Origin of the sequence: Cryobacterium sp. TMT1-2-2 (assembly GCF_004403505.1) — a bacterium.
GTDB classification, from domain to species: domain Bacteria; phylum Actinomycetota; class Actinomycetes; order Actinomycetales; family Microbacteriaceae; genus Cryobacterium; species Cryobacterium flavum.
In genome coordinates this window covers 1-26,439 of sequence record NZ_SOGS01000005.1, presented here as the reverse complement: position 1 = coordinate 26,439, position 26,439 = coordinate 1, and the positions used below count along the sequence as shown (strand labels likewise).

26 protein-coding genes and 3 tRNA genes are annotated in these 26,439 nt (G+C 64.5%); 19 read left to right on the top strand and 10 right to left on the bottom strand.

Going from position 1 to position 26,439, the window contains the following annotated elements:
* Positions 1 to 24 precede the first annotated feature (24 nt).
* Positions 25 to 1,002 (bottom strand): RNA polymerase sigma factor RpoD/SigA, encoded by a 978-nt coding sequence (locus E3T35_RS19515; protein WP_166792308.1) that lies wholly within the window; start codon positions 1,000 to 1,002, stop codon positions 25 to 27.
* A gap of 279 nt (positions 1,003 to 1,281) precedes the next feature.
* Here E3T35_RS19515 and E3T35_RS03800 point away from each other — a divergent pair, with 279 nt between their 5' ends.
* Both E3T35_RS03800 and E3T35_RS03795 read left to right on the top strand, forming a co-directional pair.
* Complete coding sequence (locus E3T35_RS03800; protein WP_241988721.1) at positions 1,282 to 2,421, top strand: AMP-binding protein; 1,140 nt, start codon at positions 1,282 to 1,284, stop codon at positions 2,419 to 2,421.
* Positions 2,422 to 2,490: 69 nt separating this feature from the next.
* On the top strand, positions 2,491 to 3,483 hold the full coding sequence (locus E3T35_RS03795) for a 1,4-dihydroxy-2-naphthoate polyprenyltransferase (RefSeq protein ID WP_370449298.1): 993 nt from the start codon (positions 2,491 to 2,493) through the stop codon (positions 3,481 to 3,483).
* Here E3T35_RS03795 and E3T35_RS03790 read toward each other — a convergent pair.
* Complete coding sequence (locus E3T35_RS03790) at positions 3,457 to 3,759, bottom strand: DUF4229 domain-containing protein (RefSeq protein ID WP_134377913.1); 303 nt, start codon at positions 3,757 to 3,759, stop codon at positions 3,457 to 3,459. The two genes, E3T35_RS03795 and E3T35_RS03790, sit on opposite strands and share 27 nt — an antisense overlap.
* Positions 3,760 to 3,831: 72 nt before the next feature.
* Here E3T35_RS03790 and E3T35_RS03785 point away from each other — a divergent pair, with 72 nt between their 5' ends.
* From E3T35_RS03785 to E3T35_RS03775, 3 genes are all read left to right on the top strand, one after another.
* A complete protein-coding gene (locus E3T35_RS03785) occupies positions 3,832 to 4,305 on the top strand; it encodes a PLD nuclease N-terminal domain-containing protein (RefSeq protein WP_092340477.1) in 474 nt (157 codons plus the stop codon).
* On the top strand, positions 4,298 to 6,022 hold the full coding sequence (menD, locus tag E3T35_RS03780; RefSeq protein WP_134377912.1) for a 2-succinyl-5-enolpyruvyl-6-hydroxy-3-cyclohexene-1-carboxylic-acid synthase: 1,725 nt from the start codon (positions 4,298 to 4,300) through the stop codon (positions 6,020 to 6,022). Before E3T35_RS03785 ends, menD begins: the two co-directional genes overlap by 8 nt.
* 118 nt (positions 6,023 to 6,140) lie before the next feature.
* On the top strand, positions 6,141 to 7,004 hold the full coding sequence (locus tag E3T35_RS03775; RefSeq protein ID WP_134377911.1) for a DUF4190 domain-containing protein: 864 nt from the start codon (positions 6,141 to 6,143) through the stop codon (positions 7,002 to 7,004).
* 13 nt (positions 7,005 to 7,017) lie between these two features.
* Here E3T35_RS03775 and E3T35_RS03770 read toward each other — a convergent pair whose 3' ends face one another.
* A complete protein-coding gene (locus tag E3T35_RS03770) occupies positions 7,018 to 8,250 on the bottom strand; it encodes an isochorismate synthase MenF (RefSeq protein ID WP_241988720.1) in 1,233 nt (410 codons plus the stop codon).
* A 94-nt stretch (positions 8,251 to 8,344) separates the two neighbouring features.
* Here E3T35_RS03770 and ubiE point away from each other — a divergent pair, with 94 nt between their 5' ends.
* The 3 genes from ubiE to E3T35_RS03755 are packed head-to-tail and all read left to right on the top strand — an operon-like array spanning position 8,345 to position 11,585.
* Positions 8,345 to 9,055, top strand: a complete 711-nt coding sequence (ubiE, locus tag E3T35_RS03765) for a bifunctional demethylmenaquinone methyltransferase/2-methoxy-6-polyprenyl-1,4-benzoquinol methylase UbiE (protein ID WP_092340468.1) — start codon at positions 8,345 to 8,347, stop codon at positions 9,053 to 9,055.
* A gap of 29 nt (positions 9,056 to 9,084) precedes the next feature.
* Positions 9,085 to 10,155: a polyprenyl synthetase family protein gene (locus tag E3T35_RS03760; RefSeq protein ID WP_241987711.1), complete on the top strand. Its 1,071-nt coding sequence runs from the start codon at positions 9,085 to 9,087 to the stop codon at positions 10,153 to 10,155.
* A 47-nt stretch (positions 10,156 to 10,202) separates the two neighbouring features.
* The gene (locus E3T35_RS03755) at positions 10,203 to 11,585 is read left to right on the top strand and encodes an FAD-dependent oxidoreductase (protein ID WP_134377909.1); all 1,383 of its coding nucleotides are present in this window, start codon (positions 10,203 to 10,205) and stop codon (positions 11,583 to 11,585) included.
* A gap of 207 nt (positions 11,586 to 11,792) precedes the next feature.
* Here E3T35_RS03755 and E3T35_RS03750 read toward each other — a convergent pair whose 3' ends face one another.
* Positions 11,793 to 12,281, bottom strand: coding sequence for a YajQ family cyclic di-GMP-binding protein (locus E3T35_RS03750; RefSeq protein WP_092340465.1), 489 nt, complete (start codon positions 12,279 to 12,281; stop codon positions 11,793 to 11,795).
* A gap of 364 nt (positions 12,282 to 12,645) precedes the next feature.
* Between E3T35_RS03750 and E3T35_RS03745 the strand changes: the two genes are divergently transcribed.
* Together E3T35_RS03745 and E3T35_RS03740 are read left to right on the top strand one after the other, a co-directional pair.
* Positions 12,646 to 12,727, top strand: a tRNA-Tyr gene (locus tag E3T35_RS03745).
* A gap of 379 nt (positions 12,728 to 13,106) precedes the next feature.
* Positions 13,107 to 14,039, top strand: a complete 933-nt coding sequence (locus tag E3T35_RS03740) for a DUF3800 domain-containing protein (RefSeq protein ID WP_134377908.1) — start codon at positions 13,107 to 13,109, stop codon at positions 14,037 to 14,039.
* Here E3T35_RS03740 and E3T35_RS03735 read toward each other — a convergent pair.
* Entirely contained in the window at positions 14,025 to 15,281 is a 1,257-nt protein-coding gene (locus tag E3T35_RS03735; protein ID WP_166789817.1) for a tyrosine-type recombinase/integrase, read from the bottom strand. The genes E3T35_RS03740 and E3T35_RS03735 overlap by 15 nt on opposite strands.
* Entirely contained in the window at positions 15,278 to 15,847 is a 570-nt protein-coding gene (locus E3T35_RS03730; RefSeq protein ID WP_134377906.1) for a hypothetical protein, read from the bottom strand. Before E3T35_RS03730 ends, E3T35_RS03735 begins: the two co-directional genes overlap by 4 nt.
* Positions 15,848 to 16,015: 168 nt before the next feature.
* On the opposite strand from E3T35_RS03730, the gene E3T35_RS03725 reads away from it, so the two are divergent.
* The 7 genes from E3T35_RS03725 to E3T35_RS20080 all read left to right on the top strand — a co-directional run bounded on the left by E3T35_RS03725 (position 16,016) and on the right by E3T35_RS20080 (position 21,300).
* Complete coding sequence (locus tag E3T35_RS03725) at positions 16,016 to 16,252, top strand: helix-turn-helix transcriptional regulator (protein WP_134377905.1); 237 nt, start codon at positions 16,016 to 16,018, stop codon at positions 16,250 to 16,252.
* Positions 16,249 to 16,449 (top strand): helix-turn-helix domain-containing protein, encoded by a 201-nt coding sequence (locus E3T35_RS03720; protein WP_134377904.1) that lies wholly within the window; start codon positions 16,249 to 16,251, stop codon positions 16,447 to 16,449. Before E3T35_RS03725 ends, E3T35_RS03720 begins: the two co-directional genes overlap by 4 nt.
* A 25-nt stretch (positions 16,450 to 16,474) precedes the next feature.
* Positions 16,475 to 17,188, top strand: coding sequence for a helix-turn-helix domain-containing protein (locus E3T35_RS03715; RefSeq protein WP_134377903.1), 714 nt, complete (start codon positions 16,475 to 16,477; stop codon positions 17,186 to 17,188).
* Positions 17,185 to 17,682: a hypothetical protein gene (locus E3T35_RS03710; protein WP_134377902.1), complete on the top strand. Its 498-nt coding sequence runs from the start codon at positions 17,185 to 17,187 to the stop codon at positions 17,680 to 17,682. Before E3T35_RS03715 ends, E3T35_RS03710 begins: the two co-directional genes overlap by 4 nt.
* Before the next feature lie 874 nt (positions 17,683 to 18,556).
* The gene (locus E3T35_RS03705; protein WP_134377901.1) at positions 18,557 to 18,796 is read left to right on the top strand and encodes a hypothetical protein; all 240 of its coding nucleotides are present in this window, start codon (positions 18,557 to 18,559) and stop codon (positions 18,794 to 18,796) included.
* Positions 18,797 to 19,090: 294 nt separating this feature from the next.
* On the top strand, positions 19,091 to 19,927 hold the full coding sequence (locus E3T35_RS03700) for an inositol monophosphatase family protein (protein ID WP_134377900.1): 837 nt from the start codon (positions 19,091 to 19,093) through the stop codon (positions 19,925 to 19,927).
* Positions 19,928 to 20,109: 182 nt separating this feature from the next.
* Entirely contained in the window at positions 20,110 to 21,300 is a 1,191-nt protein-coding gene (locus tag E3T35_RS20080; protein WP_166789816.1) for a M23 family metallopeptidase, read from the top strand.
* A 179-nt stretch (positions 21,301 to 21,479) separates the two neighbouring features.
* On the opposite strand, the gene E3T35_RS03690 is transcribed toward E3T35_RS20080, so the two are convergent.
* Together E3T35_RS03690 and E3T35_RS03685 are read right to left on the bottom strand one after the other, a co-directional pair.
* Positions 21,480 to 22,262 carry a GTP pyrophosphokinase family protein gene (locus E3T35_RS03690; protein ID WP_174776411.1) on the bottom strand — a complete coding sequence of 261 codons (783 nt, stop codon included), beginning with the start codon at positions 22,260 to 22,262 and terminating at the stop codon, positions 21,480 to 21,482.
* Complete coding sequence (locus E3T35_RS03685) at positions 22,259 to 23,959, bottom strand: glycoside hydrolase family 13 protein (RefSeq protein WP_134377898.1); 1,701 nt, start codon at positions 23,957 to 23,959, stop codon at positions 22,259 to 22,261. Before E3T35_RS03685 ends, E3T35_RS03690 begins: the two co-directional genes overlap by 4 nt.
* A gap of 128 nt (positions 23,960 to 24,087) precedes the next feature.
* On the opposite strand from E3T35_RS03685, the gene E3T35_RS03680 reads away from it, so the two are divergent.
* Together E3T35_RS03680 and E3T35_RS03675 are read left to right on the top strand one after the other, a co-directional pair.
* Positions 24,088 to 24,159 (top strand) — tRNA-Thr (locus E3T35_RS03680).
* Between the two features lie 31 nt (positions 24,160 to 24,190).
* Positions 24,191 to 24,264 (top strand) — tRNA-Met (locus E3T35_RS03675).
* 653 nt (positions 24,265 to 24,917) lie between these two features.
* Here E3T35_RS03675 and E3T35_RS03665 read toward each other — a convergent pair.
* Together E3T35_RS03665 and E3T35_RS03660 are read right to left on the bottom strand one after the other, a co-directional pair.
* Positions 24,918 to 25,466 (bottom strand): hypothetical protein, encoded by a 549-nt coding sequence (locus E3T35_RS03665; protein ID WP_134345033.1) that lies wholly within the window; start codon positions 25,464 to 25,466, stop codon positions 24,918 to 24,920.
* Positions 25,463 to 26,056, bottom strand: a complete 594-nt coding sequence (locus tag E3T35_RS03660; RefSeq protein WP_134377897.1) for an RNA polymerase sigma factor — start codon at positions 26,054 to 26,056, stop codon at positions 25,463 to 25,465. The genes E3T35_RS03665 and E3T35_RS03660 overlap by 4 nt, the downstream gene beginning before the upstream one ends.
* Positions 26,057 to 26,439 lie beyond the last annotated feature (383 nt).

Sequence of the window (26,439 nt, the reverse complement as noted above, 5' to 3'; positions counted from 1 at the left end):
CGTGCAATCGGTGCGGTCGGCGCCTTAGTCCCTCAGGTAGTGCTCCAGCCGCGGTACATGCAACAGGGCCAGGGCGCGCTTCTCAATTTGCCGCACCCGCTCCCGAGTTACTCCCTCGATATGGGCGATCTGGTCGAGGGTGCGCGGCTCGTTGCCGTCGAGGCCGAACCGGGCCCTCAGAATGGAACGCTCCCTCGGCGGCAGCGTGTCGAGAAAATAGCGGATGTCTGCCGCCCGCAGGGTCAGAGTGGCGTGTTCGTCGGGCTGGGGGAGGTCATCGTCAATGATGAGCTCGGCCATGTCCCCGGCACCATCGCCGACCGGGGTGTGCAGGGAGATCGGTTCGTTGTCATATTGCAGCAGTCGAAGCACGTCGCGCACGGGAAGCTGGGCGGCCTCGCCGATTTCGCGTGCTGTGGGGTCGCGGTCGAGCACGCTGGTCAGGTCGCGCCGGATGCGCTTGATCTTGTTGAGTTTCTCGGCGGTGTGCACCGGGATGCGGATCATGCGCGACTTGTCGGCCATGCCCCGGTGAATGGCCTGGCGGATCCACCAGGTGGCGTAGGTAGAGAACTTGTAGCCGGTCATGAAATCGTACTTTTCGACGGCGCGAACGAGCCCCATATTGCCGTCCTGCACGAGGTCCATGATGGGCACACCGCGACCGGAGTAGTGCTTGGCAATGCTCACGACCAAACGCAGGTTGGCCTCGATGAACTGATTCTTGGCACGGCGCCCGTCATGCACGAGCCAGGCGAGTTCGCGCTCGTCGGCCGAATCGCGCGTACCGACACCCTGCAGCAGCCGAGCCTCGGCGAACAGCCCGACCTCGATGCGGCGAGCCAGATCGACTTCCTGCTCGGCGTTGAGCAGGCTCCCCTTGCCTATGCGCCGCAGGTAATCGCCGAAGGCATCCGTTGAGGCGGCGTTGTAATTACCCGGGGAGACGGTGCGACGAGGCGTGGCGGTCGTGGTGCGTGATTCCTGAACCGTGGTTGTCATGGCTCTGTGCCCCCACATTTGCTCGTGCTGCCGTTCGTGCTTTTCATGGCGACCTCCCCGTACTTTCCAAGTCATTAGTACACCCCCGAACGGGGTGGATGACAAGGGGTTGACTTCTTGCTTGGTCCACAGTACCTGAGGTTTTTTCGTCTTCTCAACTCCTAATCTTACGAGTTGCAAAATTTGAGATGTCGGCAGCCTCGCCGCGTAGGCTGACACCATGAGCGAACAGGTGCCCGAACCCTTCTCAGCGGGCTTCCGGGCCGTGACAGCGCACTCGTGAGGGCGCTGCGGGCGCTGGCGCCGGAGCATCCGCTCGACTTTCTGACCGTGTTGCGAGCTGCGCTCGCCGGCAGCGGGCCGGCTGTGCTGCCGGTGCCGGTGGGCAGTGCCGCGGTCACTCTCAGCGACGTGCCGAAGCGAGTCGCCGTCGTCATCGAGACCTCGGGATCGACCGGGGCACCCAAACGCGTCATGCTCGCCACCAACGCCCTGCTCGCCGGCGCCGCGGCCTCGGCCGTTGCCCTTGGCGGAGCCGGCCAGTGGCTGCTCGCCCTACCCGTGCACTACATCGCCGGGGTACAGGTGCTCGTGCGTTCAATTGCGTCCGAAACCAGCCCCGTCGTGTTGCCGCCTGGTCACTTCGATCCGCAGCAATTTCGGCGGCTGGCCGAGACCATGACCGAGCCACTGCGCTACACCGCGCTGGTTCCGGTGCAGCTGGCGCGCCTGCTCGACGCAGCGGATGACCCGGCCCTGTTGGCCGTGCTGCGTCGCTTCACGGCGATTCTGGTCGGTGGGCAGGCGATTCGACCCGATCTGATCGCCCGGGCGGCCGAGCAAGACGTGCGGGTCGTGCGCACCTACGGTTCATCGGAGACCGCTGGAGGCTGCATCTACAACGGTGTGCCGATTGGCGACACCCTCGTGCGGGTCGTGGACGGGCAGCTTGAACTGTCCGGTTCGGTGCTCGCCGAGGGGTACCTCGATGATGACCCGCGCACCACTGACCGGTTTCAGCTGGAGCACGGCGTGCGCTGGTATCGCACCGGCGATCTCGGCGAAATCGTCGACGGACGCGTCACTGTGCTCGGTCGGGCCGACAATGTGATCATTTCCGGCGGGGAAAAGGTGTCCCTGGATGCCGTCGAACGCGTCGTGCGCTCGTGCCCGGGTTTCGAACAGGCCGTTGCGATCGGTGTTGACCACGAGAAGTGGGGCCAGGTGCCGGTCGTGGTGGTGGCCGGGGAGGCTGCGGATGATGCCGGGGTGGCGGCATCCGTTGTGGCGGCGCTGGGGCGCGCGGCCAGGCCAGCGCGCATCGTGCGGGTGGCGGAAATTCCGATGCTGACCTCGGGCAAGCCCGACCGCAGAGCGCTGACCGCGCAGCTGCCCGCTTTGCACGTGAGTGGCCAGTAGCATGGGGGCGTGGCACAAGGAGCTCGGCCGGTCAGGCCCAAACAACAACGATTGAACCCCCAGGCGACACTGGCTGGCGCTGATCTTGGCGCTCCAAAGACCGGTAAGGCCGCGGGCAGCGGCAAATCGGGCCACCCGGCGTATAAGAACGGACCGCCCCGCAAGGGGCCGGCGAAGGTGAAGCCGGCGACGGCCTCTGACTGGATCTCTGGTGCCCGCCTGCGCACCCTGCCGCTCGCCATCGCTCCTGTTTTGCTGGGCACCGGCGCCGCCATCGTCGCGAGTGGCCCTGGTGTCTATCATCCGGTGCGTGCGCTCCTCGCGCTCGCCGTGGCCCTGCTGCTGCAGATCGGCGTCAACTACGCCAACGACTACTCCGACGGTGTTCGCGGCACCGACGCCTTTCGCGTGGGGCCAGCCCGGCTCACCGGCGGCGGTGTCGCCAACCCGCGCACCGTGCTGCGCGTCGCGCTGGTCTTCTTCGGCCTCGCGGCCGGGGCCGGCCTGACGCTCGTCATTCTGACCCAGTACTGGTGGCTGCTGCTGGTGGGAGTCGTCGCCCTCGCCGCCGCCTGGTTCTATACCGGCGGCAAGAAGCCGTACGGCTATCTCGGCCTCGGCGAACTATTCGTGTTCGTCTTCTTCGGCCTCGTCGCCACCGCTGGCACGACCTACGTGCAGGTCGGCGATTTCACCACCGAGAGCGTGCTCGGCGGCGTCGCCATCGGGCTGATCGCCTGCGCCGTGCTCATGGTCAACAACCTGCGCGACATCGTGCCCGACAAGGCCGCCGGCAAGCGCACCCTTGCCGTGCGCATCGGCAGTAGGGCCTCCCGGGTCGTGTTCTGCGTCTTCCTGCTGCTGCCGTTCGTGATCTCCGGACTGTTCAGCCTGGTCTACCCGCTCGGAATCTTCACGTTCTTCGTTCTGCTGCTGGCCCTGCCCGCCTGCCTCATCACCATCACCGCGACGTCGGCAAAGGAACTCATCCTCGCCCTCAAACTGACGAGCCTCGCGGCGCTGGCCTACGGGCTGCTACTGGGACTTGCTTTCGCGTTCTGAGTTGGACTGCTGCTCAGCGGCGTTCAACGCCGAGTCCTCGATCTCGGAATCCGGGTTCACCGGCTCCTTGTCGGGGTGCCGCGCTTTGTAGAGGTCGCGCGCAACGCTCTCGCGCGATTTGCCGAGCAACAGGTACGACAGGCACAGCCCGATCAGGGCGGCGATCACAGCGGATGCCCAGGGCCAGAATCCCAGAGACAGCAGAATCGCCAGTGGAACGGCAAACATTAAGACGCGCAACACGGAGTAGTACAGCCAGGGGGCCACGGATTTCATGGATCCAGCTTAGAATGCCGCGGCTGAGTGGGCGCACATGTCTCTCACGGTCAAACGGCTTACAATCTAGTTATGCCCAAGCTTTTGATCGGACTAGGACTGGCCCTGGTCATCCTCACCGTCTACACCCTCGTGGAGTGTGCTGTGTTCGACCGCAAGCGCATTCGCGGATTGCCGCGCTGGGTCTGGATTTTCGTCATCGTGCTGGTGCCGCTGATTGGCCCGCTGCTCTGGCTGCTCGTCGGCCACGGCCGCGCCACACCTACCACGCGGTCCTTTCGTTCCGTTGCCCCGGATGACGATTTAGAGTTCCTGCGTGGTCTTAACAACGGCGGCAGCGTGAAGACGGACAGCGGCGAGAACCGTCCGTTCAACGAAAAAGACCAGCAAGAGCGCATCCGTCGCATGGAGCAGGACCTCGCGGACCTCGACAAGAACGACCCGACGCCGGGCAAGGGTGGCACCGCTGGTACGGCCGGCGTTGACCCGACGAAGAAGAAGAACGAACCGGGCGAGGGCGAACAGCCTGGCCGTCGGGATGCCTGAGCGGTCCACCCTCAACCCCCGTAGCCCGGCGACCGATTTCAGCGTCGCCCTCCTGAACGAATTCGTTCGGCTCGGCGTGCGTGACCTCGTGCTGTGCCCCGGCGCTCGCTCGCAGGCGCTTGCCCTGGCCGCGGCTGAGCTGGAACGGGTCGGGAGCATCCGCTTGCACGTGCGCACCGACGAACGCAGCGCCGGATTTTTGAGCGTCGGCCTCGCCCTCGAGACCGGTCTGCCCGCCCTCGTCGTGGTGACCTCGGGAACCGCCGTCGCGAACCTGCACCCGGCCGTGCTCGAAGCCCACCATGCCGGAGTGCCGATGATTCTGCTGACGGCCGACCGCCCGGCCGAGCTGCGCGGCATCCGCTCAAACCAGACCACCGTGCAGGCTGGCCTGTTCGGGGTTGCCACCCGGCTGTGCCTCGACGTTCCGGCACCGGTCGGCGAACCCGATGAGGCCACCATTGCCGTGGCGCTCGCCCGGCAGGCGATGGATGCTGCCACCGGCGTTGTCAACGCAGCTCCCGGCCCCGCCCAGCTCAACCTGGCCTTTCGCGAGCCGCTGTCGGCTGCGGTGCCGGTCGGACTGCCGATGATTCCCGCTGGGGCCGCGGCTGAGCCTGCCGCCGGGCCGGACGCGCTGCCCGACGGGCCGGCCATGCTGCTCGCCCCGGGGCCGCGCACCGTGGTCGTGGCCGGCGACGGCGCCGGGCCCGCGGCCGAAGAGCTGGCGCACGCCGGCGGCTGGCCGCTGCTGGCCGAAGTCTCGAGCGGCGCCCGATTCGGGCCGAACCTGATCGTGCACTACCGCGAGCTGCTCGCCGCTGTCGACCTCGGCGGCGAGGTGGAACGGGTGATCGTCTTCGGGCACCCTACCCTCAGCCGGGAGATTCCGGCCCTGATCGCCCGCGACGGCGTCGAGACCATCGTCGTCGCCCCGACCGGCCTCGAATGGTACAATCCGGGCCACGCTGCACGCGCCTTCACCCGCTCGGTCGGAGCGGATGCCGCCTGCACTGCGGTCGCACGCACACCGGCCGGCCGCGAATGGCTCGGCCGGTGGCTCAGGACCAGCCGTGCCCTCGCCGAGGCGGCGGCTGGCGAAGGCCGGGTGCCGATCGACAAGCGCGGCATCACCCGCGCCGAACTGGCCGTCTTGCGTGCGCCGCTCACCCGGGCGCTGCTCGTCGACGCGGTGTGGCGGGCATCCTGGCCGCATGACCGGCTCGTGCTCGGGGCGTCCCGGCTTATTCGCGAGGCCGACAAGCGCGTGCCAGGCAAGAAGATCACCGTGCGCGCCAACCGGGGTCTGGCTGGCATCGATGGCACCATTGCCACCGCGCTCGGCGTGGCGCTGGCCAGCCAGGCCGAACCGGAACCGCGCTCGGCGGGCGTGACCCGGGCTCTGCTGGGCGACCTCACTTTTCTGCACGACGTCGGATCGCTGCTGCTGGCCCCGGGCGAAGCCGAGCCCCGGCTGCAGGTCATCGTCGGCGTCGATGGTGGCGGCAGCATCTTCGACGGCCTCGAGGTAGCCGCGACGGCTCCCGCTGAGGCGATGGAGCGGGTCTTATATACCCCGCGGAAGGTGGACCTGAAGTCGCTCGCCGCTGCCTACGGCTGGGACTACGAGTTCGCCGCGACTAGAGCCGACCTGGAGCGCGCCCTCACCGGTGCCCCCACCCGTCCCACGATCCTCGAGGTGCCTCTCCTTCGCTAGCGGCGCCGCTATCTCCACACTCGCGAGGTTGGGGCGAGTTATCCACAGATTTGTGGCGAGCGGATGCTCAGGCGGCCGCTTGGTACCGTTTAAGACACACGGATGCCGGGAGGCCCAGATGACCGATTCGCCCCAGGGGCCTCCGCAGACCGGCGGCCTCCCTGAGTACGCACCCGGGCAGGCACCCGGACAACCACCACACCCACCGACACGTCGTGGCGGCCTCGCTCTTGCGGCGCTCATCGTGGGCATCAGCGCCTTCGTCAGCGGCTGGATTCCGATTCTAGGACTGTTGCTGGGTGTCGCTGGCATCATCCTCGGAATCCTGGCAATGCGCAGGCCGGGCGGCAGATCGTTCGGACTCGCGGGCCTGATCGGATCTTCCCTGGCCGTGCTGGCCAACGTGCTCGTGACCATTGTGGTCGTGGTCGCGCTGGTGAATTCGGGTATCGGCACGGCTGTGCTCACCGATGCCCAGCCCGTCATCACGCCCTGCTATTCCTTCAACGGGCCGGGCGACTACCTCAGCAACCAATCCGCTGAGAAGACGGATGCCTGTATCACCACCCTGGAACTCTGGGGTGAACGCGATGCCGACGGCGTCATCCACAAGACCGGCGTGGGCAGCATCCTCGGGAGCGTACTGGTGGAGCCGGTGGCGGTGGCCAGCACCGACGACTGGGTGCCCGGCGGCAGCCTCGACGACATGGTCGAGTTTCTGAACCAGAGCTACTTTCCCCAGGCCGGCGAGGTAACGAGCCTGAAAGAAGCCGTCACCCTCGACGGCGTCGACGCCAACCTCACCCGCATGATCAGCACCGCTGAGAACACCCGCACCAAGGCGTTCCTCACCGTCTTCGCCCCGGACACATACCAGTCAGCCGGGGAGCCGGTGAAGTTCTTCCTGATCTCCTTCGTCATTCCCGAAGACAACGGGGAGGAGATCATCGCCGCCGCCATCGATTCCTGGCGCTGGAAGTAGCTCGCGGCCGGAATCAGCCGAAGGCCTCCACGATGGGGCGAAACTTCATCTTCGTTTCGGCGAGCTCGCGTTCCGGATCGGAGTCCAGCACGATTCCGCAGCCGGCGTAGGCGGTGATGCCGCCTTCGGGAGCAACCTGGGCGCAGCGCAGGGCGATCGCCCACTCGCCGTCGCCGTCGGCGCCGACCCAGCCGACCGGCCCGGCGTAGCGGCCGCGGTCGAACGGTTCGAGCTCGCGAATGAGATTCAGTGCCTGGTCGGTGGGGGTTCCGGCGACCGCAGCGGTCGGGTGCAACGCCGCGATCAGGTCGAGCGACGTCGACCCGTCGCTCAGGGTGCCCTCGAGATCCGTCGCGAGGTGCCACAGGTTCGGCAGCTTCACGGTGAACGGAATCTCGCTCGTCGCGAGCACCGAGGTGTGCGGGCGCAGCGACTTGAGCACGCTCTGCACGGCGAACTCGTGCTCGTCGCCGTCTTTCGAGGAGGTGGCCAGGGCCAGGGCCGCCTCACGGTCGTCCTCGGCATCCGCTCCGCGGGAGATCGTGCCGGCAAGCACGCGGGCGTTGACCGAACCGTGGTCGGCGCGAATGAGGGTCTCCGGGCTCGACCCGATGAGGCCGTCGACGGCGTAGGTCCAGCAGTCCGGGTACCCGAGGGCGAGTTTCGTGATGGCGCGGCGCAGGTCGGATTCGGCTGGTACCCGCCCGACCAAGTCGCGGGCGAGCACAACCTTATTGACCTGCTGGGCCCGAATGTGCTCAATGCCCGAGCTGACCGCTGCGCGAAAACCGTCGGGGGGCAGCGCTCCGGGCAGCAAGGCGATGCGATACTCGTCGCCGAGCGGATGCAGCGCAAGCGGGTTCTCCGGTGCGCTCTGCCCGGTCGCCCAGATGCGCGTCACCCAGCACTGGCCATCGTCGCGGCCAACGATGATCTCGGGCACGATCAGCACGCTGGTTTGCGCAGACGACTCATCGAACGCGAAAGCGCCGAACGCGAGCAGCCCGGTGCCGGTGCGCGCGAGCGGGTCGGTCACGGTGGCCAACCGGGCGACCTGTTTCCAGGCGGCGGCGGCATCCGTCATGCGGGTGGGGCCGGAGAATTCAAGCCTCAGGGCGCAGCCGATGCCGGCCAGACCCTGGTTGCGACGCATCCAGAGCAGGGGCGAGCGGCCATCGAGCAGCAGGATCAGTTGGCGGATATCGGCTATCGGGGAGGTTTCGACCGTCAAGGCCTGCACATTCACTTCTGTAGCCTACGCCCGCGCCACTGCAGCTATGCGAATCCGTGCCCCGGCAACCATGCAGTTTCGCTGGTCGTTCGCATCCTAGAATGATGGGGTGAATAGAGCAGACCTGAACAAACGGCCCGCGCAGGTGGCTGCCATGTTCGACGAGGTCGCCGCCCACTATGACCGCACGAACGCGCTGCTGTCGGTCGGCAACGCGTCGCTCTGGCGCCTCGCGACGACCAAGGCGGTCAGCCCGCAGGCTGGCGAGCGCATTCTCGACATCGCCGCCGGCACCGGAACCTCCAGCGCGGCCCTCGCCCACAGCGGAGCCCACGTCGTCGCCGCCGATTTCTCGGCCGGCATGATCGAGGTCGGCCAGAATCGCCACGCGCACAACCCGAACATCGAGTTCGTGCAGGCCGACGCCACCGCCCTTCCCTTTAAAGACAACGAGTTCGACGCCGTCACCATCTCATTTGGCCTGCGCAACGTGGTCGAACCGAAGAAGGCGCTCGCCGAGTTCTACCGGGTGACCAAGCCCGGCGGTCGCGTTGTCATCTGCGAGTTCTCCACTCCGCCGCTTTCACTCGTGCGCCAGAGCTACTTCGCGTATCTCAATCACGTCATGCCGCGGGTGGTGCGCCTCGCCTCGTCGAACGCCGAAGCCTACGACTACCTCGGCGAGTCGATCGCGGCCTGGCCGACCCAGCCGGTGCTCAGCGGATGGCTGCGCTCGGCCGGATACTCCGCCGTCGCCTACCGCAACCTCACACTCGGCATCGTGGCGCTGCACCGCGGAACCAAGCCCGCGGCATCCTGACCCCGGATCAACTCGATAGGCTGACTTACGTGAAATCCAGAGCCCCCGTGATTCGACGCAGCGCGTCGGTGACCAGCCAGGCGGGCCTCGGCGATCGCATTTTCTCTTCCCCCGCCGACCGCGGCCTGGCCGCGAACATTGATGCCGGTATCGAAAAGGTCGAAGCCGCGCTCATCGACGAGTTGGTCTACGCCAACGAAATTGCCACCGTCACCAGTCGCTACCTGCTGAACGCGGGGGGCAAACGGGTGCGTCCAATGCTCGCGCTGCTCACCGCGCACTTGGGCGATGGCGTTGTGCCCGATGTGATCACGGCGGCGGCGGCCATCGAACTGACCCACCTCGCCTCGCTCTATCACGATGACGTGATGGACGACGCCGACAAACGCCGCGGTGTGCCGAGCGCCCAAACCGTGTGGGGCAACTCCGTCGCCATCCTCACCGGCGACCTGCTGTTCGCCCGCGCCAGCCAGCTGATGGCCCGCCTCGGCGAACGGGCCATCAAACTGCAGGCGACCACCTTTGAGCGCCTCGTGCTCGGCCAGTTTCAGGAGACGGTCGGTCCGCGCCCGGGTGAAGACCCGGTCGAGCACTACATTCAGGTGCTGGCCGGTAAGACCGGTTCGCTCATCGCCGCGGCCGCCCAGGGCGGTGTGGTGTTCTCCAACGCCCCGGCCGAGTACGAGCAGCCGGTCGTGGACTTCGGCGAGAAGATCGGCGTGGCCTTTCAACTCATCGACGACGTGCTCGACCTGTCGCCGCAGCCGCAGGAGACCGGCAAGGTGCCGGGAACGGACCTCCGGGCTGGCGTCGTCACGCTTCCCCTGCTTCGGTTGCGGGAGCGCGCCGTGAGTGATGGGGCATCCGCTGATCTGCTGCACCGGCTGGAACGCGACGTCATGGTCGACGGTTCGGCGCAGACGGAGGCCGCCGATACGGCCATCACCGCGCTGCGGGAGCACGCCGTCACCGCTGAGACCCTCGCCGAAGCACACGGCTGGGCCCGCGACGCGGTCGCCGCCCTGACGCCGTTGCCGAACGGTTCGGTCAAGAAAGCACTCACCCGATTCGCCGAGTCCATCGTCGAGCGCTCCAGCTAGAGCGTGTTGGGGCGTGCCCCGAATGCTCGAGCAGTAAGGAATCTTCCGTGACCAAATTGAGACTGGCCATCGTCGGCGCAGGACCGGCGGGCATCTACGCCGCCGATATTCTGCTCAAGGCCGAACGCAATTTTGAGGTCTCGATCGACCTGTTCGATCACTTGCCGGCACCGTACGGGCTCGTGCGCTACGGCGTCAGTCCGGATCACCCGCGCATCAAGGGCATCATCACCGCGCTGCGCGGGGTGCTGGACAGCGGCGATATTCGAGTGTTCGGCAACGTGCGGTTCGGGGTCGACGTGACCCTCGACGACCTCAAGAAGCACTACAACGCGGTCATCTTCGCGACCGGCGCTGTACAAGACGCCGACCTGAACATTCCGGGCGCCGCACATGACGGCTCCTTTGGCGCCGCCGACTTCGTCAGCTGGTTCGACGGTCACCCCGACGTGCCGCGGACCTGGCCGCTCGAGGCGCGCGAAATCGCCGTGATCGGCAATGGCAACGTGGCGCTCGACGTGTCCCGCATGCTCATCAAGCACGCCGACGACCTGTTGCCGACCGAGATTCCTGTGAACGTCTATGACGGACTCAAGGCGTCACCGGTGACCGACGTGCACATTTTTGGGCGCCGCGGGCCGACATCCGTTAAATTCACGCCCCTGGAACTGCGGGAAGTCGGCGAGCTTCGGGACGTCGACATGATCGTCTACGACGAAGACTTCGACTACGACGAGGCCGCGAAAGCCGCCGTTGCGAGCAACAAGCAGGTCTTCGTGATCGACAAGACGCTGAACGTCTGGCGGGCCCGCGAGTCCGGCACGGCCAGCCGCCGCCTGCACCTGCACTTCTTCGCCAAGCCCGTGGAGATCGTCGATGACGGCACCGGCCGGGTCGCGGCTTTTCGGTGGGAACGCACCACAACGGATGCCGCCGGCGGCGTCGTCGGCACGGGGGAAATTCGAGAGATCCCGGTTCAGGCCGTCTACCGGGCGGTCGGCTACTTCGGATCCGAACTGCCCGACGTGCCGTTCGACAAGAAGCGCGGCGTCATTCCCAACCGTGAAGGCCAGGTGCTGCGCCGCGACCCGTCAGCCGGCACCGGCGGATTGTTCAACCAGCAGATGTACGGCGTCTACGCGACCGGGTGGATCAAGCGCGGGCCGGTGGGACTGATCGGCCACACCAAGAGTGACGCCATGGAAACCATCAAGCACCTGATCAACGACCTCGGCAACTGGTGGCGGCCCGAGTCGCCGTCGGAGGAGAGCATCGTTGAGCTGCTCGATGCGCGAGGCGTTCGCTACACGGGCCTCGACGGCTGGCACAACCTGGACCAGCACGAGCTCGCCCTCGGTGAGGCCGTGGGCCGCATCCGCATCAAGGTCGTCGACCGCGACGAGATGGTGGCCGTCTCTCGAGCCGAGTAGTCCGCCCTCGTCGGACGGGGCCTGGGCCCCGTCCCGGGGCCCAGTTTATAAACTGGGCCCACGGCCATAAGGTGGGCCCGGAGGCCCGCGCGTCTACCCTTCCGGGCCCGCGCGTCTACCTTTCCGGGCCCGGGCGCGGAAACTGGGCCCATGTTCTATCGTGGTCCCGGTTCCCGAAGGTGGGCCCGGTGGTCTGCGGAGCGCCGGCTAGCGGAAGTTCGTGAACTGCAGGGCCACGTCGAGGTCCTTGCCCTTGAGCAGGGCCATCACGGCCTGCAGGTCGTCGCGGCTCTTGGAGCTGACCCGCAGTTCGTCACCCTGAATCTGGCTCTTGACGCCCTTGGGTCCCTCATCGCGAATGATCTTGCTGATCTTCTTCGCATTCTCCTGGTCAATGCCAGCCTTCATTGTCGTCTCGATGCGGTACTCCTTGCCGGAGGCGAACGGCTCGCCGGCATCGAGGCTGCGCAGCGAGATGCCGCGCTTGATCAGCTTGGCCTCGAACACCTCGAGGATCGCCTTGACGCGCTCCTCGGTGTTCGCCTTCATGAGCACCTTCTCGCCGCTCATCGCGATTGAGGCCCCCACGTTCTTGAAGTCGTAGCGCTGCGCGACTTCCTTATGCGCCTGGTTGAGGGCGTTGTCGACCTCCATCGGGTCGACCTTGCTGACGATGTCGAACGTTGAATCTGCCATTCCCCCATGGTATCCGACCCGCGAGGACGCAAAAAGTGCCCGATTGGAGTGCTCAAACGGGCGCCCGTCCTCGCCAACGCGTGCGCTTTCTCGTGTGAAAGCCGGAGACGAGGTGATTCTGGCGGATTTAAACGCGGCAATTGCCAGCCCCGATACCCAAACCGACAGCGGGCTCAGCGGCCCAGGCGACGACACGTCGACCGTGACGCGCACCCCGCCGATCGGCGTGGGTGGCCCGCCGGCGGGGTAGCGGATGCGCCTCACTACGGAAGTCGGCACTCGCTGATTTCTCGGTGAGGCGTTTCGTCTTGTATTGTTAACCCCGCGTCTCCGGTCAAGTGATTACACCTGGTCGGGAGCGCCTGGCGAGTTACCCAAGCGGCCAAAGGGATCTGACTGTAAATCAGACGGCGTAGCCTTCGTGAGTTCGAACCTCGCACTCGCCACAACCCCAGTTTTACTGGGAAGTAAGCCCCGCAACGCCCTCCCTGGAGGTGCTAGGCGGGGCTTACTTGTTTGCGTGAGCACGCGCGTGAGCACACCTGTGCTGGGATCAACTGAAATCCTGTTCGAGCTTGCACGTGTCACCTAGTGCGCCGCCTCGAACGCGAGGACGTTTCGCGCAACGCGTCGTCATGTGGCGGCTGCGAGGAGTCCACCGCTACTCCTGCACGCGAGAACTTTTTTCTGCCACACGCACAACCTTGGATCTAGTTGTGCTACTTTGATCTCGGAAGCGCTCCCTGAAACAGTGGGACCCGCTCCAACTCCTGAAACCCACGCCACTGCGCGTGGGTTTCTGCGTTAAGCGGCATACTCGTACTCATGCAGATTGCCTACGTCGATGAGATCGGAGAGCCTGGGGCCTTCGTCTCGAAAACCGATGCACGATACAAGACAAGTCCTGCTTTCGGGTATGCGGGCTTTGTTATTCCTGAATGGAATGCGCGAAAGTTTGGATCGATATTCACGTTTGAGAAGCGTCGTTTATTCAAGACTGAGGTCGATGCGGCAGCCGATCCCGGCAAGTGGGAGCGCAAAGGGGCTGACATGTTTCGTCCGCGCACTCCGGAGACTCATGCACAGCATCTTCGCGTTTTTTTGGCATTAGTCGCGGAGCTTGAGAACCTAGGGGGCAAGCTCTTTTACTACGCTGACGAAAAGCCAATCGGAACTCCGAAGCAGACCAGCCTCAACACGGGTGAACGCGAGAGCGCTGCGATGCGCGAAACTCTCAATCGCTTGTGCACCCATGCAGAGCACAGCAGTCACAACCTAATGGTGCTCATAGATCAGATCAATGAGGCTGAAAGAGCAAAGCGTCTGCCGAATATGTACGGTCATATTCTGTCTAGGGCCTCGCAGAACTATGAGATGCTGCGCATCGTGGAGCCACCCATGCACGTCGACAGTGTGCTGAGCTCCAACATTCAGTTTGCTGATTGGGTTTGTGCGGTGGCCACGCGTGCAATTGATTATCAGGTCATTGAAGACACTCGATATCGATGGGTTCCGGCGCAGCTGAGCAGGAGCCTGCGTATGAACTTCACACATGAGTCGAAGCTGCATCTTTGGCACAAATCCGTGCCGGACTTCAACAATTCCGACATTCTTCGGTCCTCTCGTCCGCTTCACCGAGTGATCGGGGGACAGACAATAGGCGGTCAAAACACCGTACTCATGACCAAAATTCATGAAGCGGCGGTAAGGGCACAGGCCGCAAAGAAGCTAGCGGCATCGTCCTCACGCGATCGGTGAAGATGCGACGTTAGCGAGTAACGCATGCGTGGTCGCTGAAAGCGACGTTGGAGTGCTCGGCCTGAGCATTTCGGCAACGCCAGAGACGACCTGACGAGCGCGGTCGCCGACCAGATGCGCGTACAGGTCACGCGTGATCACCGACGTACTGTGACCCATGAGCTTCGACACGACGCCCATGTCTTCGCCGCTGCTGAGAGCCAGCGACGCGAATAGGTGCCGCAGGTCGTGGAAGCGCTGACGGGGCACCCCGATGCCGTCCTGAATCGTGTCGAACAGGCGCGAGGCATACGCGGGGCGCAGCTGCCGCCCATCATCCATCGTGAACACACGTCCGGACGTGACCCACGCGACGCCCGCCGCATCACGCTCGGTCAGCTGCGAGAGCTGCCAAGTGATGAGCGCGGCCACGGCACGATCTCCGAGCGGCACAACGCGCTGCGAGCCCGCTGCTGTCTTGATCGACTGCTCGACAGTGTTCGCCCCGACCTGCACGAGCTGCACGTTCACCGACAGCTTGCGTGCCGTCAGGTCGACGTCTTGCCAGCGCAGCCCGCAGAGTTCCCCCCGACGCATCCCCGTGAGCACCGCGAGCTCGAACAGAGCGCCGAGACGATGAGCCGATGCCACGTCGAGGAAGTGCGCCGCCTCAGTGGGCTCCCACGGGCTGACCCGCTTCGTCTCGATGCTCGGCAATGTCCTTGACTTCGACGGGAGTATGGCTGGGTTGCTGTCGATGAGATCGCGCCCCAGGGCGTCGCTGAGAGCGCTGCGCAGTGTCGCGTGAATGCGCCGCACAGTCGTCGCGCCGCGCCCGTCCCGCGTCAGTGTCGTGATGAAGTCGGCAATGTGCTGCTTGCGCAGCCGTGACAGCGGTACTTTGCCCAGCTTGGGGATGATCTCGACGACGACGTGACGGCGATACTCGCCCACGGTCTTCGGCTTCAGCGAGCGCTCAGCGTCTGCGAGCCAGTGCGTGAGGAAGTCGCCTAACGTCTGCTCACGAGTGCGCAGCGAGCCGCCGGTGCGCACCACGCGTGCAGCATCGTCGTGGGCGCGCTTCGCTTCAGTCTTTGTCGCGAAACCGCCGCGCGTGACGAAAGTGCGTTTGCGCGTGTCGGGGTCGGTGCGCGTCAGTCGGTAAGTCCATGTGCCGTGTCGGGGATTCGACTTCAGGCTTAGGCATGAGTTGCCGAGCACTTTGCCGCTCTGGTCGCGGCATCCGCAGCGTCTGAAGATCATCGGTCGTTCTCTTTCTGGTCTAGTAGCCCAAGCTCGCGGCATTTGTCGCGCCATCTGTGTGCCGTTGCTCGGTGCATTAGCAATTCGCGCGCGGTGAGCGTCATCGCGTTGTACGGGCTTTCTTGTAGGTGCCGCCGATAGACCTCAGCGAAGCGCACAAGGTGTTCGCGGCGAGGCGCTCGGCTCCCGCGTTGGCTCTGCTCTTGCGTCGCGTCAGTGGCCTCGCTGATCGCAGAGATTTCGTCGGCGACGCCCTCGAAGCGTGCGAGCCCAGTCATCGGGCTGACCTCACCGACCGAACGCGGGGGCGCGCCGCCGTCCTCGCGCCATGTGAGCGTGCGGAGGATCGCGGCGGGCTGTATCGCGCGCAGCGTGTTCGCGGTGATCTCGCTGCCGCTCATGTGTAGGCCCGTGATGACTGGACGCCCGTCTGCGGCTTTAGAGACGCGAACGAAGAGCCGCCCAGCATGACCTTCAGTGTCGTCGACGGCATGCCAGTCACGCCCGGCGAGTTCGTCGGGCGGCAGTGCCCCGTGCAAGTTGATGTCCCAGCGTGAGAAGTTCATAAGGGGCAGGCTACACGAATGCAGCGCCGAGTGCGACACTTGCGCGTGCGACATCTTCAAACGGCTTAGATCGTTGTTATCTAGACAGTTGTGGTGTCGCATGGCGCGCGGGGAGTGGCGACTGGTTAAGGCTGCGCGTAACTGTCGCACTCACGTATCGTGACGGTCATGATGAATGCAATTGATGAAGCACGAGCCCGCCGCGCCCTTCCGGCCCCGGCGCTCGCCAAAGCCATTCGCGAGGGCGCAGGCGTCAGCCAGTCGGCCATCGCCCGAACGCTCGGTGTCAACCGGATGACTGTTTCCCGCTGGGAAGCGGGCAACAACCGCCCGAGCGCGGAGCACCTGAACGCATACGCCGATGTGCTGCGCGCTCTCGAAGAAGAGGCGCGGGGACAGCGATGAACCGCCGTGAACTGAGCGAGCGTGTGACGGTCAGCGTCGAGCAAGCGGGGCAGGTGCTCGGGCTCAGCCGGGGCGCAGCCTACAACGCCGCACGCCGTGGTGACATTCCGACTCTGAAGATCGGCAAGCGCCTCATCGTCTCGACGGCCCAGCTGCTCGCCATGCTCGACGCGTGCGCCGAGCCCGTCGCTCACTGACACGACTACTCGACGGAGAGCGAGTATGACCAGAACAGGATTCACGATGATTCCAAATGCAGTAATTGATACAGGCGGGCTCACCGCGCAAGAGCTCGCAGTGTACGCAGCGCTCGCGCGGCACGTCGACCAGACGCGGAAGTGCTACCCGGGATTTGGCCGCATCGGTGCCGTTGCGAACGTCTCCCGCGAGACGGTCAAGCGCGCTGTGAGGACGCTTGAAGCGCGCGGCCTTGTGTGTGTCGAGCGGCGCAAAGTGGGCGGGAAGAACCTGTCCAACGTCTACACGCTGCCGCTTGAGGTGGGCTCTGTGAGTGCCCACGTAGGCGCTGAGAGAGCCCACGGGTGGGCTCAGACAGAGCCCCGAACTAGACCCAGTAACAACACCCATGAACTAGATAACGTGCAGCGCTTCGCACAGCACGAGAGCGCTAATGAAGACGACACCTCTACAGCCGTTGAGTCTCGTTACAGTCATAGCTCAAAAGCGCAGCTGAGCTATCTGCGGGACCTGCACATCTTCAGCGAGCACAGCCCGCCCAACGCGGCCCTTATTGACAGCTGGCGCGAGCTCTCGAATGCTGAAGCTCATCAGCGAATCGTTGAGCTGCGCCACAACGTCGGCCACGGCGACAGCTACTACGGCCCCGAACTGGGTGAGCCTGCATATGAGCTGCTGAGCGTAAGCGGCCAACAGTGGGCAGACGCGCGCATGATCCCACAGGACGTGACCCTTTGAACGATTCAGCGAATCACCCCGACGGCCTCGACCCGCTGGACCTCGCGGCGGCAATCTTGGCCGAGCTCGGCAATCCCACCGATGAACAGATAGCTGCATGGAATCGAGACGCTGAAGCTGCTCAGGCCGCGATACCCGCCGAGCTCATCCGCATGCTCGACAGCCTCGTCGCGAGCGACAGCACATCTGAGCTGCTCGACTTGCTCGAATCATCGCCGCAGCTTGACGAGCTCGACGACGGCGAAGACCTCGCGGCCCTGCTCGACTTGCTCGAATCATCGCCGCAGCTCGACGAGCTTGACGACGGCGAAGACCTCGCGGCCCTGCTCGACTTGCTCGAATCATCGCCGCAGCTTGACGAGCTTGACGACGGCGAAGACCTCGCGGCCCTGCTCGACTTGCTCGAATCGCCCGACCAGTGTGAGGCCGAGCTGCGGGAGATCAATAAGCAGCGGGAGCGCATCATTCGCAAGCTCTACGGGCGCGGGCGATGACCAGCGAAGTGCTGGGCGCTCATCTGACGCGTTTTCAGCGCCACAACGGGCGGCGCTGTCGGCAGCGGTGGGGAGAGCTCGCCTCAGGCGATTCTGGCACCCACCGCTGCGCGCTCGATGCTACATGAAGCCAAAGCACGACGACGGGCCGCGCTCGCCGCCTTCATCACCGCCATGCACGAGTTCACCGCCGAGCAGTACGCAGCAATGCGCAAGAGCGCGAGGGGGCTGCTGAGCACTTCTCGCGCTCTTCGTGTTTGAGCGCCAGGGTCGTGGCGACCCGATACCTTGAGTGGATGAAACGAATATTTTTCCCGCTGGCCATAGCTGCCACTCTGCTGCTTTCGGCGTGCTCGTCTGGAACAAGTGCCCCCGCAGAATCTGAGGCACCCGCCGCGTCAAGCGCTGTAGCCGTCGATCGTACTGCTGAGCTACAGGCGGCACTCAGCCCCGACGCCGCCGAACTGGTCGTTGCGGCGACTGAGCCTGAGGCGGGGCGTGTGAATGTGGAGACGACGATTGTCGACCCTCGCGGAGACGCCGGAAGTGCTGAGGCTGTATCGGCGCTCGCGATCTGCGACGCCGCTGCGCACCTTGATGGGGTCACAAACGTGAGCCTTGCAGAAGCCGACGGGACGACTTTTGTCCTGTACGGACACCCCCTTGTGCCGGAAGGCGCTTGCGGCGAGGTTTAGCCCTGAGTTCGGCAATTCGACGGGCGAAGTAGGGTTGTTCAGCGCATCTCGAGCTCGTCGCGTTTCGGGCAGTGTTGTCACCAACTGCGGGCAACGCATGGAGCCGAATACATCGTGCAGTTCTAGGGCAGTAGTTGCCCGCACGAGCCATCACTAGACAACTCAGATTGCGAATAGACATGTCCTTTGATCACCCGATTCAATATGCGACTGACGGCGACGCAGACCGCAATGCGCGTGCGAGCAGCCAATCGCTGGCGGAGCTTGTCGACGCAATGAGCCAGAGTCTCGCGCTTGCCGAGACTGCTCGTGAGGATGCACGACTCGTAGAGAAGCACTCGCGAATAATCTCGTGGTCATCGGTTGGGATTGCAGTTGCGTCGCTTGCTGTCGCGGTCGTTGCGATCTTCCTGCAATGAGCCGGGCCGTGCGCACGCGGGTGAGCACACCGCTGCTGTGATTGTGTGTGTCAGCGTGTGTCAGGACGTAACCTCAGGGCAACGGCGAGCCACTGGGTGCCTGACGAAACGACACTCAGCGGCACACAAAATAATTGATGATCAGGGGTAATCCCTGACTGTAAATCAGACGGCGTAGCCTTCGTGAGTTCGAACCTCGCACTCGCCACCAGCACCAGAGCAGTTCACCACTGCAAACAGGCAGGCCTTCGGGTCTGCCTGTTTTGGTTGAGGCGCGGCTTGTAGCGTGAGGGCATGACGCATCCTGCCCCGACCGAGCTGCTCGACCTCGCGCGCACCATCGCGCTCACCGCCGGCGCGCTGGCCCATCGTCGCCTCGTCCAGGGCGTTGAGATCGCCGCCTCGAAGTCGTCGCCCGAAGACATTGTCACCGCGGCCGACCGTGAGGTCGAGCTGCTCATTCAAGGCCTACTCGCCGACGCCCGCCCGAACGACGGGTTCTACGGTGAGGAATCCGACGCGACCGGCGGCACCAGCGGACTCACCTGGGTCGTCGATCCCATCGACGGCACCGTCAACTACCTTTACGGTGTTCCGTTCTACGCCGTCAGCATCGCCGTCGTGCAGGGCGAGCCCGACCCGGCCAGTTGGAACGCCCTCGCCGGCGCGGTCGTCAACCCCGCGCTCGGCGAGGTGTTCACAGCGTCCGCCGGCTCCGGCGCCTGGCTGGGGGATGCGCGCCTGCACGTCAACCATGACGTACCACTGTCGCTCGCGCTGGCCGGCACCGGATTCGGCTACGACGCCAGCCGGCGGGTCTGGCAGGCGAAGGTCGTGGGCGGTCTGATCGGCCAGGTGCGGGACATCCGTCGTATTGGTTCGGCCGCACTCGACCTGTGTTCCGTCGCCTGCGGGCGGCTCGACCTCTATTTTGAACGCGGACTCAACCCGTGGGATCACGCCGCCGGCGCCATGATCGCCCGCGAGGCGGGGACCAAAGTTGGCGCTCTGCAAGCGGATGCCGAGGGTCACGATCTGCTCATCGCAGCCGCCCCTGACCTCTACGATCAGTTCGAACCCGTGCTCGCCGGACTCTTCGAACGCTTCCCGTTTGGCGCAAAAGCCCAGTGACATTACGCCCACTTACCCCCGTTTGGGTGTGATTGGTCAATTTCCTCTGGTATTCTCAGGGTTGCGCGTTACCCTTAATCAATTCGTTATATTTGCCTGGCGTCATGTGGCGTTATCCAGAACGAGCACGAGATCCCGTCCGCTACGCCGAAAGCTGCACTTTGTCACGTCACACTCCATCCATGGACACCTCCGTGTCCGGCGAGAGTGACGGCACCGTTTTTCCCCCGGCAGAACCGGCGGCTCTGACACGTCGCGAACTGCGTGAGCGCGAGCGAGTGGCATTCTCTCGAGTCGCGGAATCGACTGCTGCACCGGTCGACGAAGGTGTCGAAGACGTCGTTCGGCTCAGCCCCGCCGCCGACCTGATCGTCGCCGCCGACCTCGGTGAACTAGATCTTGAACCGGCCGTCGTGACCGAGACCGACCGCATCGTCGCGGCCGTGCCGGTCGCCGACGCGGAACCCACCGACTATGAGAAGCTGCTGGCTCCCGGCGTCACCCAGTCGATTCCGACGGTGATTCCCGCCGCCGGCGACCTGCCGCGCCGCCGCCAGCGTATCGAGCAGAAGCCCGGCGAGACGTTTGCTCCCGCGCGCGACTTCGTTCCCGCTGGCGCGCTGCCGCGCCGCGCCCTGCGCGCACGACCGCTGGGCAGCACCATGCGCAAGCGTGCGGCCAAGAGCGCATCCATTCTTGCCATGTCTTTCGTGGCGTTGATGGCCGTGGCCACCTCGATTCCGGCTGAGGCGTTGCTCTCGTCGCAGGACGTACAGGCATCCGTTTTGGAAGCCCAGCGCGTTCTGCCGGCTGATGAGGGGCAGAGCATGGACATGGCCGGTGGCGACACCGTCACCGTCGAGCGCGATGGCTACGAGTCGAGCACCATCGCCGAAGTTGCTGCGGCCAGCGGTATTCGCATGGAAGACACCTTCACCAATAATCCAAATGGCACCATCCAGTGGCCCTTCGCCGTGGGCGTGCACATCGGTGACCAGATCGGCTATCGCAACTGCGCCGGCTGCTCAGTGAACCACGGCGGACAGGACTTCAACCCCGGCCTCGGCGCCCCGATCCAGGCCATTGCCGACGGTGTGGTGAGCTACGCCGAAGACGGCGAAGCCAGCCTCGGCGTGCACATGATGATCGACCACATGATCAACGGCGAGCTCGTGACGAGCGTGTACGCGCACATGATTCACGGCTCGATGCTCTTCAAGGAGGGCGATGTGGTCAAGGTCGGCCAGGTCATCGGCAAGACCGGCAGCACCGGAATGTCGACCGGCCCGCACCTGCACTTCGAGATTCGCCAGGGCGGAATCACCGGCACCAAGGTCGACCCCCTCGCCTGGCTCTACGCCAACACGAACTAGCCCAACCGCGGCAGCTCCGCCCCGCGGTTCCGAACTCCGGGCCAGCATAACTCCTGCAATTTGTTGTGCCCGAGAGCTGAAGGCCCGAAAAGACGCGGGAGTTTCTCTGTTCGCCCGCGAATTGCAGGAGTCATGCCCACACGGCAGGCCGCACCCGGCCGAACCGTGGCGTAGAGGGACTATTCGGGCTGCGTGCGGCCGCGCATGAATGAGTCGAGCAGGCCCTTCGGCAGCGGAAACGGCGGCAGGCCGTCGAAGCTGAACAGGTCTGCGTCGCCGGCATCGACGGACTCGAGCGCCACAACCTGGTCGTGCAGCAGCTCCATCTTCACATCGAGGCGATTGGCTGCATCCGCTGCCTGCCGGAGATCTTCGACGAGGGTATCGGGCACGGTACCGTTGTACTTGTAGAAGATCTTGTGCTCGAGGCTCGCCCAAAAGTCCATGGCAATCGTGCGAATCTGAATCTCCACGGTGACCGGCTGCACGCGATCTGACATGAACACCGGAATCGCCACGATGAGGTGCAGGCTCTGGTAGCCGTTGGCCTTCGGCTCCTGAATGTAGTCCTTTTCCAGCAGCACAGTCACGTCCCGCTGCCCGGCCAGAAGGTCGCGGATGCGATAGGTGTCAGAGATGAAGCTGCAGGTGATGCGAATGCCCGCGATGTCCTGAATGTTGTCGCGAATACCGTCGAGCTCGAGCGGGTACCCCTTGCGGATCGCCTTCTTGAGAATGCCCTCCGGCGACTTCAGCCTTGAACTGACATGCTCGATCGGACTGTAGTCGTGGATCGAGCTGAACTCCTCCTTCAGAATGTTGATCTTCGTAAGCATCTCGTCGCTCGCGAACTTATACGACATCATGAACCGGGTCAGCTCGAGCTTCAGCTCCTGCATGGCCGCGATCGACGCCAGCGCGTTGCTGCCGGCATCGCTCGAACGGTCAACGGCGTCGGTCATGCCTCTACTGAGCGCAACCAGGCCGTCGCATCGCCCGGCAGGGTTCGGCCGACCAGCTCTTCACTCGAAAGCAGCACGTCACCGGCGGGAAGCTGAACGGATGCCGCGCCGGTGTTGGCTACGACCGTCACGTCGCCGTTGCGGTACGCCGCGACCTCCGGCCCGAAGCCGTCGATCCACTCCACGGTTCCGGAGGCGAGGGAGTGCTCCCGGCGCAGGGTCAGCGCGTGCTTGTACAGCTCGAGGGTGGATCCGGCGACGCCGTCTTGCTGGTCGCGAGCCAGGCCAGCCCACTCGGCTGGCTGCGGCAGCCAGCTCTTCGCGCCGGTGCTGAAGCCGAACGATTCGCTGGCGGCTTCCCACGGAATAGGCACGCGGCATCCGTCTCGTCCGTAACGCTCGCCGTTGGTGCGAAACCAGGTGGGGTCTTCGCGGGCGTGGTCGGGCAGGTCGACGGCCTCAGGCAGGCCGAGTTCCTCGCCCTGATACAGGTAGCTCGAGCCCGGCAGCGACAACATTAAAGCGGATGCCGCCTTAGCGCGTCGGAGGCCCAGCGCCGTGTCGGGCAGGCCCACCGTTTTCGGGCCGATGCCGTGTCCCTGCAGGTTTTCGCCGGTGAGGGCGAGCCGGGAGGCGTGGCGCACGACGTCGTGGTTGGAAAGCACCCAGGTGCTCGGCGCTCCCACATTGCCGAAGGCTTCGAGGGACTCGTCGATGACGGCCTTGAGACGCGCGGCGTTCCACGGCGTTTCAAGATAGGCAAAGTTGAAGGCCTGGTGCATCTCGTCCGGGCGCACCCATTTAGCCATCTGGCTGAGCGGGTCGACCCAGGCTTCGGCAGCGAGAACCCGGTCGCCCGGGTAGGCAGCGAGCACTTTGTGCCAGTCGCGATAGATCTCATGCACGCCATCCTGCGCCCAGTACGGTGCGGTCAGCGGCGTCTCGGCGGTGATGCCCGGCTCAAGAGCGGATGCCGGCGCTCCGCCCATGCTGCCGCCCTCGGCGGGAGGCGTGTAATCGGGGAGGCCGGGAGCCTTGATCATGCCGTGCGCAACATCCACTCGAAAGCCGTCGACGCCGCGGTCGAGCCAGAAGCGCAGCACGGCGCGGAACTGTTCGCGCACCCACTCGCTGTCCCAGTCGAAGTCGGGCTGGCTGCTGTCGAACAGGTGCAGGTACCACTGGCCGGGGGTGCCATCTGAATCGGTCGTTCGGGTCCAGGCCAGGCCGCCGAAGACGGACTCCCAGTTGTTCGGGGGTAGCTCCCCGTTCTGGCCCTTTCCGTCACGGAAGGTGTAGCGGGCGCGTTCGTCGCTGCCGGGGCCAGCGGCGAGGGCGGCCTGGAACCAACCGTGAGCGCTGGATGAGTGGTTGGGCACGATGTCGACGATGACGCGGATGCCGAGATCGTGCGCGGTGCGTTGCAATACCTCGAAGTCGTCGAGGGTGCCGAACAGAGGGTCGACGTCGCAATAGTCAGAGACGTCGTAGCCGGCGTCGCGTTGCGGAGAGGTATAGAAAGGAGAAAGCCAGATGGCATCAATGCCGAGGTCTTTCAGTTGCGGCAGTCGTGCGCTAATGCCGGCGAGGTCACCCATTCCGTCACCGTTCGCGTCGGCGAACGATCGCGGGTAGATCTGATAGATAACGGCTGTGCGCCACCATTCGGTGCCATGGGTCAGTTCGGTGCCAGTCATCCTAAAATGCTACGGCATCGCTGCTGGATGCCTGTAGCGTGGTGGAAGTGGTCTGGACCTCGCCGTCGGGGTGATAAAGTTTCTAGGTTGCCAAAAACGCGGCAGTGCTACTGTCTTTTGGTTGCTCTGCCCCCTTAGCTCATTGGTAGAGCACTTCCTTGGTAAGGAAGAGGTAGTGGGTCCGATTCCCACAGGGGGCTCAGGCTTGGAAGCGAACAGCCGACAAGTCGCGGCGGGGTAGCTCAGTTGGTTAGAGCACACGGCTCATAATCGTGGTGTCGCGGGTTCAATTCCCGCTCCCGCTACACGGTATTCACTAAATTCGCCCCGGACTTCTGCGGAAGTCCGGGGTATTTTTTCGCTGAATTGCGGTTTTGCCACCATCAACCCCGCACATTGAATTAGCGGGTACATTCGATTTGATCGTTTCAACGACCCAATTCCGGCTTATTTGTCTACCCGCCAGACCTCCGTTTTAGAGGGAAAATTCGCTCTCGACACGGTGGTCGATGTTCATTCGACGACCCCGCATAAACCCCGCGGAATCAACCTGTCGGCAGCAAAGAATTCATGGTTTAGGAAGATCGACGGCCATCCTGCTCGGTCTCGCTGGATCGCTACCCACGCGCGGGGCAGACCTTCGCGTGTTGAACCTGGGGCGAGAAGCCTGGGCTTTACGATGATGGCCGCGTTGGCCGAGATGGAATTGGCCACTAAACGCGAACGCATCGTGGAAAGTGTGGGTAAGCGCCGCGCTGCCGGGATGGATTGCGGTGGGCGACGCCGACGTCTCACCAAAAGCCAAGTCCTGAATGCACGGCGCTTGGTCAAAGCCGGCGAATCCGCAACCCAGGTCGCGCCAGATCTGAGCATGTCGCGCCACTCTGTATCGGAGGAGCTCCGGGCTCGGTAATTGAGTAGGCCGGCCGCGTTTCGTGCCTAGTGCCGATGGTGCGATTTATTCGGATTTTGAGGCGAGGCCTAGTCGGCTGCACACGTCGGGGCCGCCGGGGATGACGGCCGCTGCGCCGTTTTTCATGACGCACTCGGTTAAAGGGCTGGGGACGGGGTGGGAGAAGGTGCGATCTTCGTATCCGGGGCCGGGGGGTGTTCCGTTAGGGGAACTGGCATCGAGTGCGTGCTGGGCCCACAGGTCGGAACAGAACGCGACGGCGTCCGTGATGGGAGCCGATCCTCCATCTCTGCCATCGGTTGTGCCGATCAAGGACGCGCCGGTCGTGCCGGGGAAGGCTCCGCGCCAGTCCAACTCAGCCCGGGCAAAGCAGGCGACTGAGTAATCATCGGTCACTGATTGAGTGGCGAAAAACGTGCCTGCTGAGAGGCCGACCACGAGGAGGGCGGCCGGGACGATGGTCCAGGCGCGTTGAGCCGCACGGAATCGACGATTCTGAGTGGTGCCGATCTCTGCGACGTCGACGAGCATCGCGCGCAGGGAGGCGCTGCGTGCTTCATCGAAAACAGGGAGGTTTTCATCGTTCATATTCATTGCGTCTCTCCTGAGGGCACGGTCAAGGAATCGATTGCGAGGGTGTGGCTGAGGCGCTGTTTGGCGCGCATCAGACGTGCCCGGACGGCGCCGGGTGCGATGCCGAGAATCTCGTCGACGTCTGGCGCTGAGAGCTCTTCGAGCACACAGAGCGAGAGGATCTCTTGATCGCGGTGATTTAATCCGTGGAAGGCATCCTGGACGGTGCGGCGAACGGGAGCCGCGGCGAGTTCGTCAAGAACGTGGGTGCTGTGGTCGGGGGTTGGGTCCGGTCGGGGAATCTTGTTGAGCGTCCGCTGGTAGCGCATGGCGGAGCGAAGTCGGTTCCGAGCGACGTTGGTAGCTGTGGCCAGCAGCCAGGCGATGATGGAGCCGTTGACGAGACGAACACGTGCCTGTCGTCGCCAGGCTTCGAGGAAGACCATCGCGGTGACGTCTTCGGCTTCGGCGTGGGACCGGACCAGTCTGAGGCTGTAGCGGAAGACGCGGTCGCGGTGCCTGTCGAAGAGCGCCCCGAATGATTGACCGTTGCCCGAACGCACCTGCGACCAGAGGTCTGCGTCACTGTCGTGTGCGTCAAAGGCGGTCATACCTAATAATGTCCGGCGGGCACCAGACTGTTACACGCTCGGCGTGTCTGACGAGGTTGCACGAGAGCCCGGACGCGGGCTTACCTCGCTGAGACGCGGCGATTGATCCACCGCGCTGGTCGCCCGCCGATCACCGGTCGGAGACGAATTGCTCAATGTCCAGTCTGGTTGAGTATGGCCGACGCTTGATTTTGATGTTCCGTTTGTCGCCCCTTGACCGGGCATTTTCTCAGGCGGGTCATACGGGATTCTGGTCCCTCAGAATGGCCTTGCCCCCGGTTAGTGGACACGGGTTAAGCGGCGAGTTGAACTTCCGCGGTCTGTGATGAGTATTGCAGTTCGAAGGCGACGGGGCTGACATCTCCGATCGAGGAGTGCCGGCG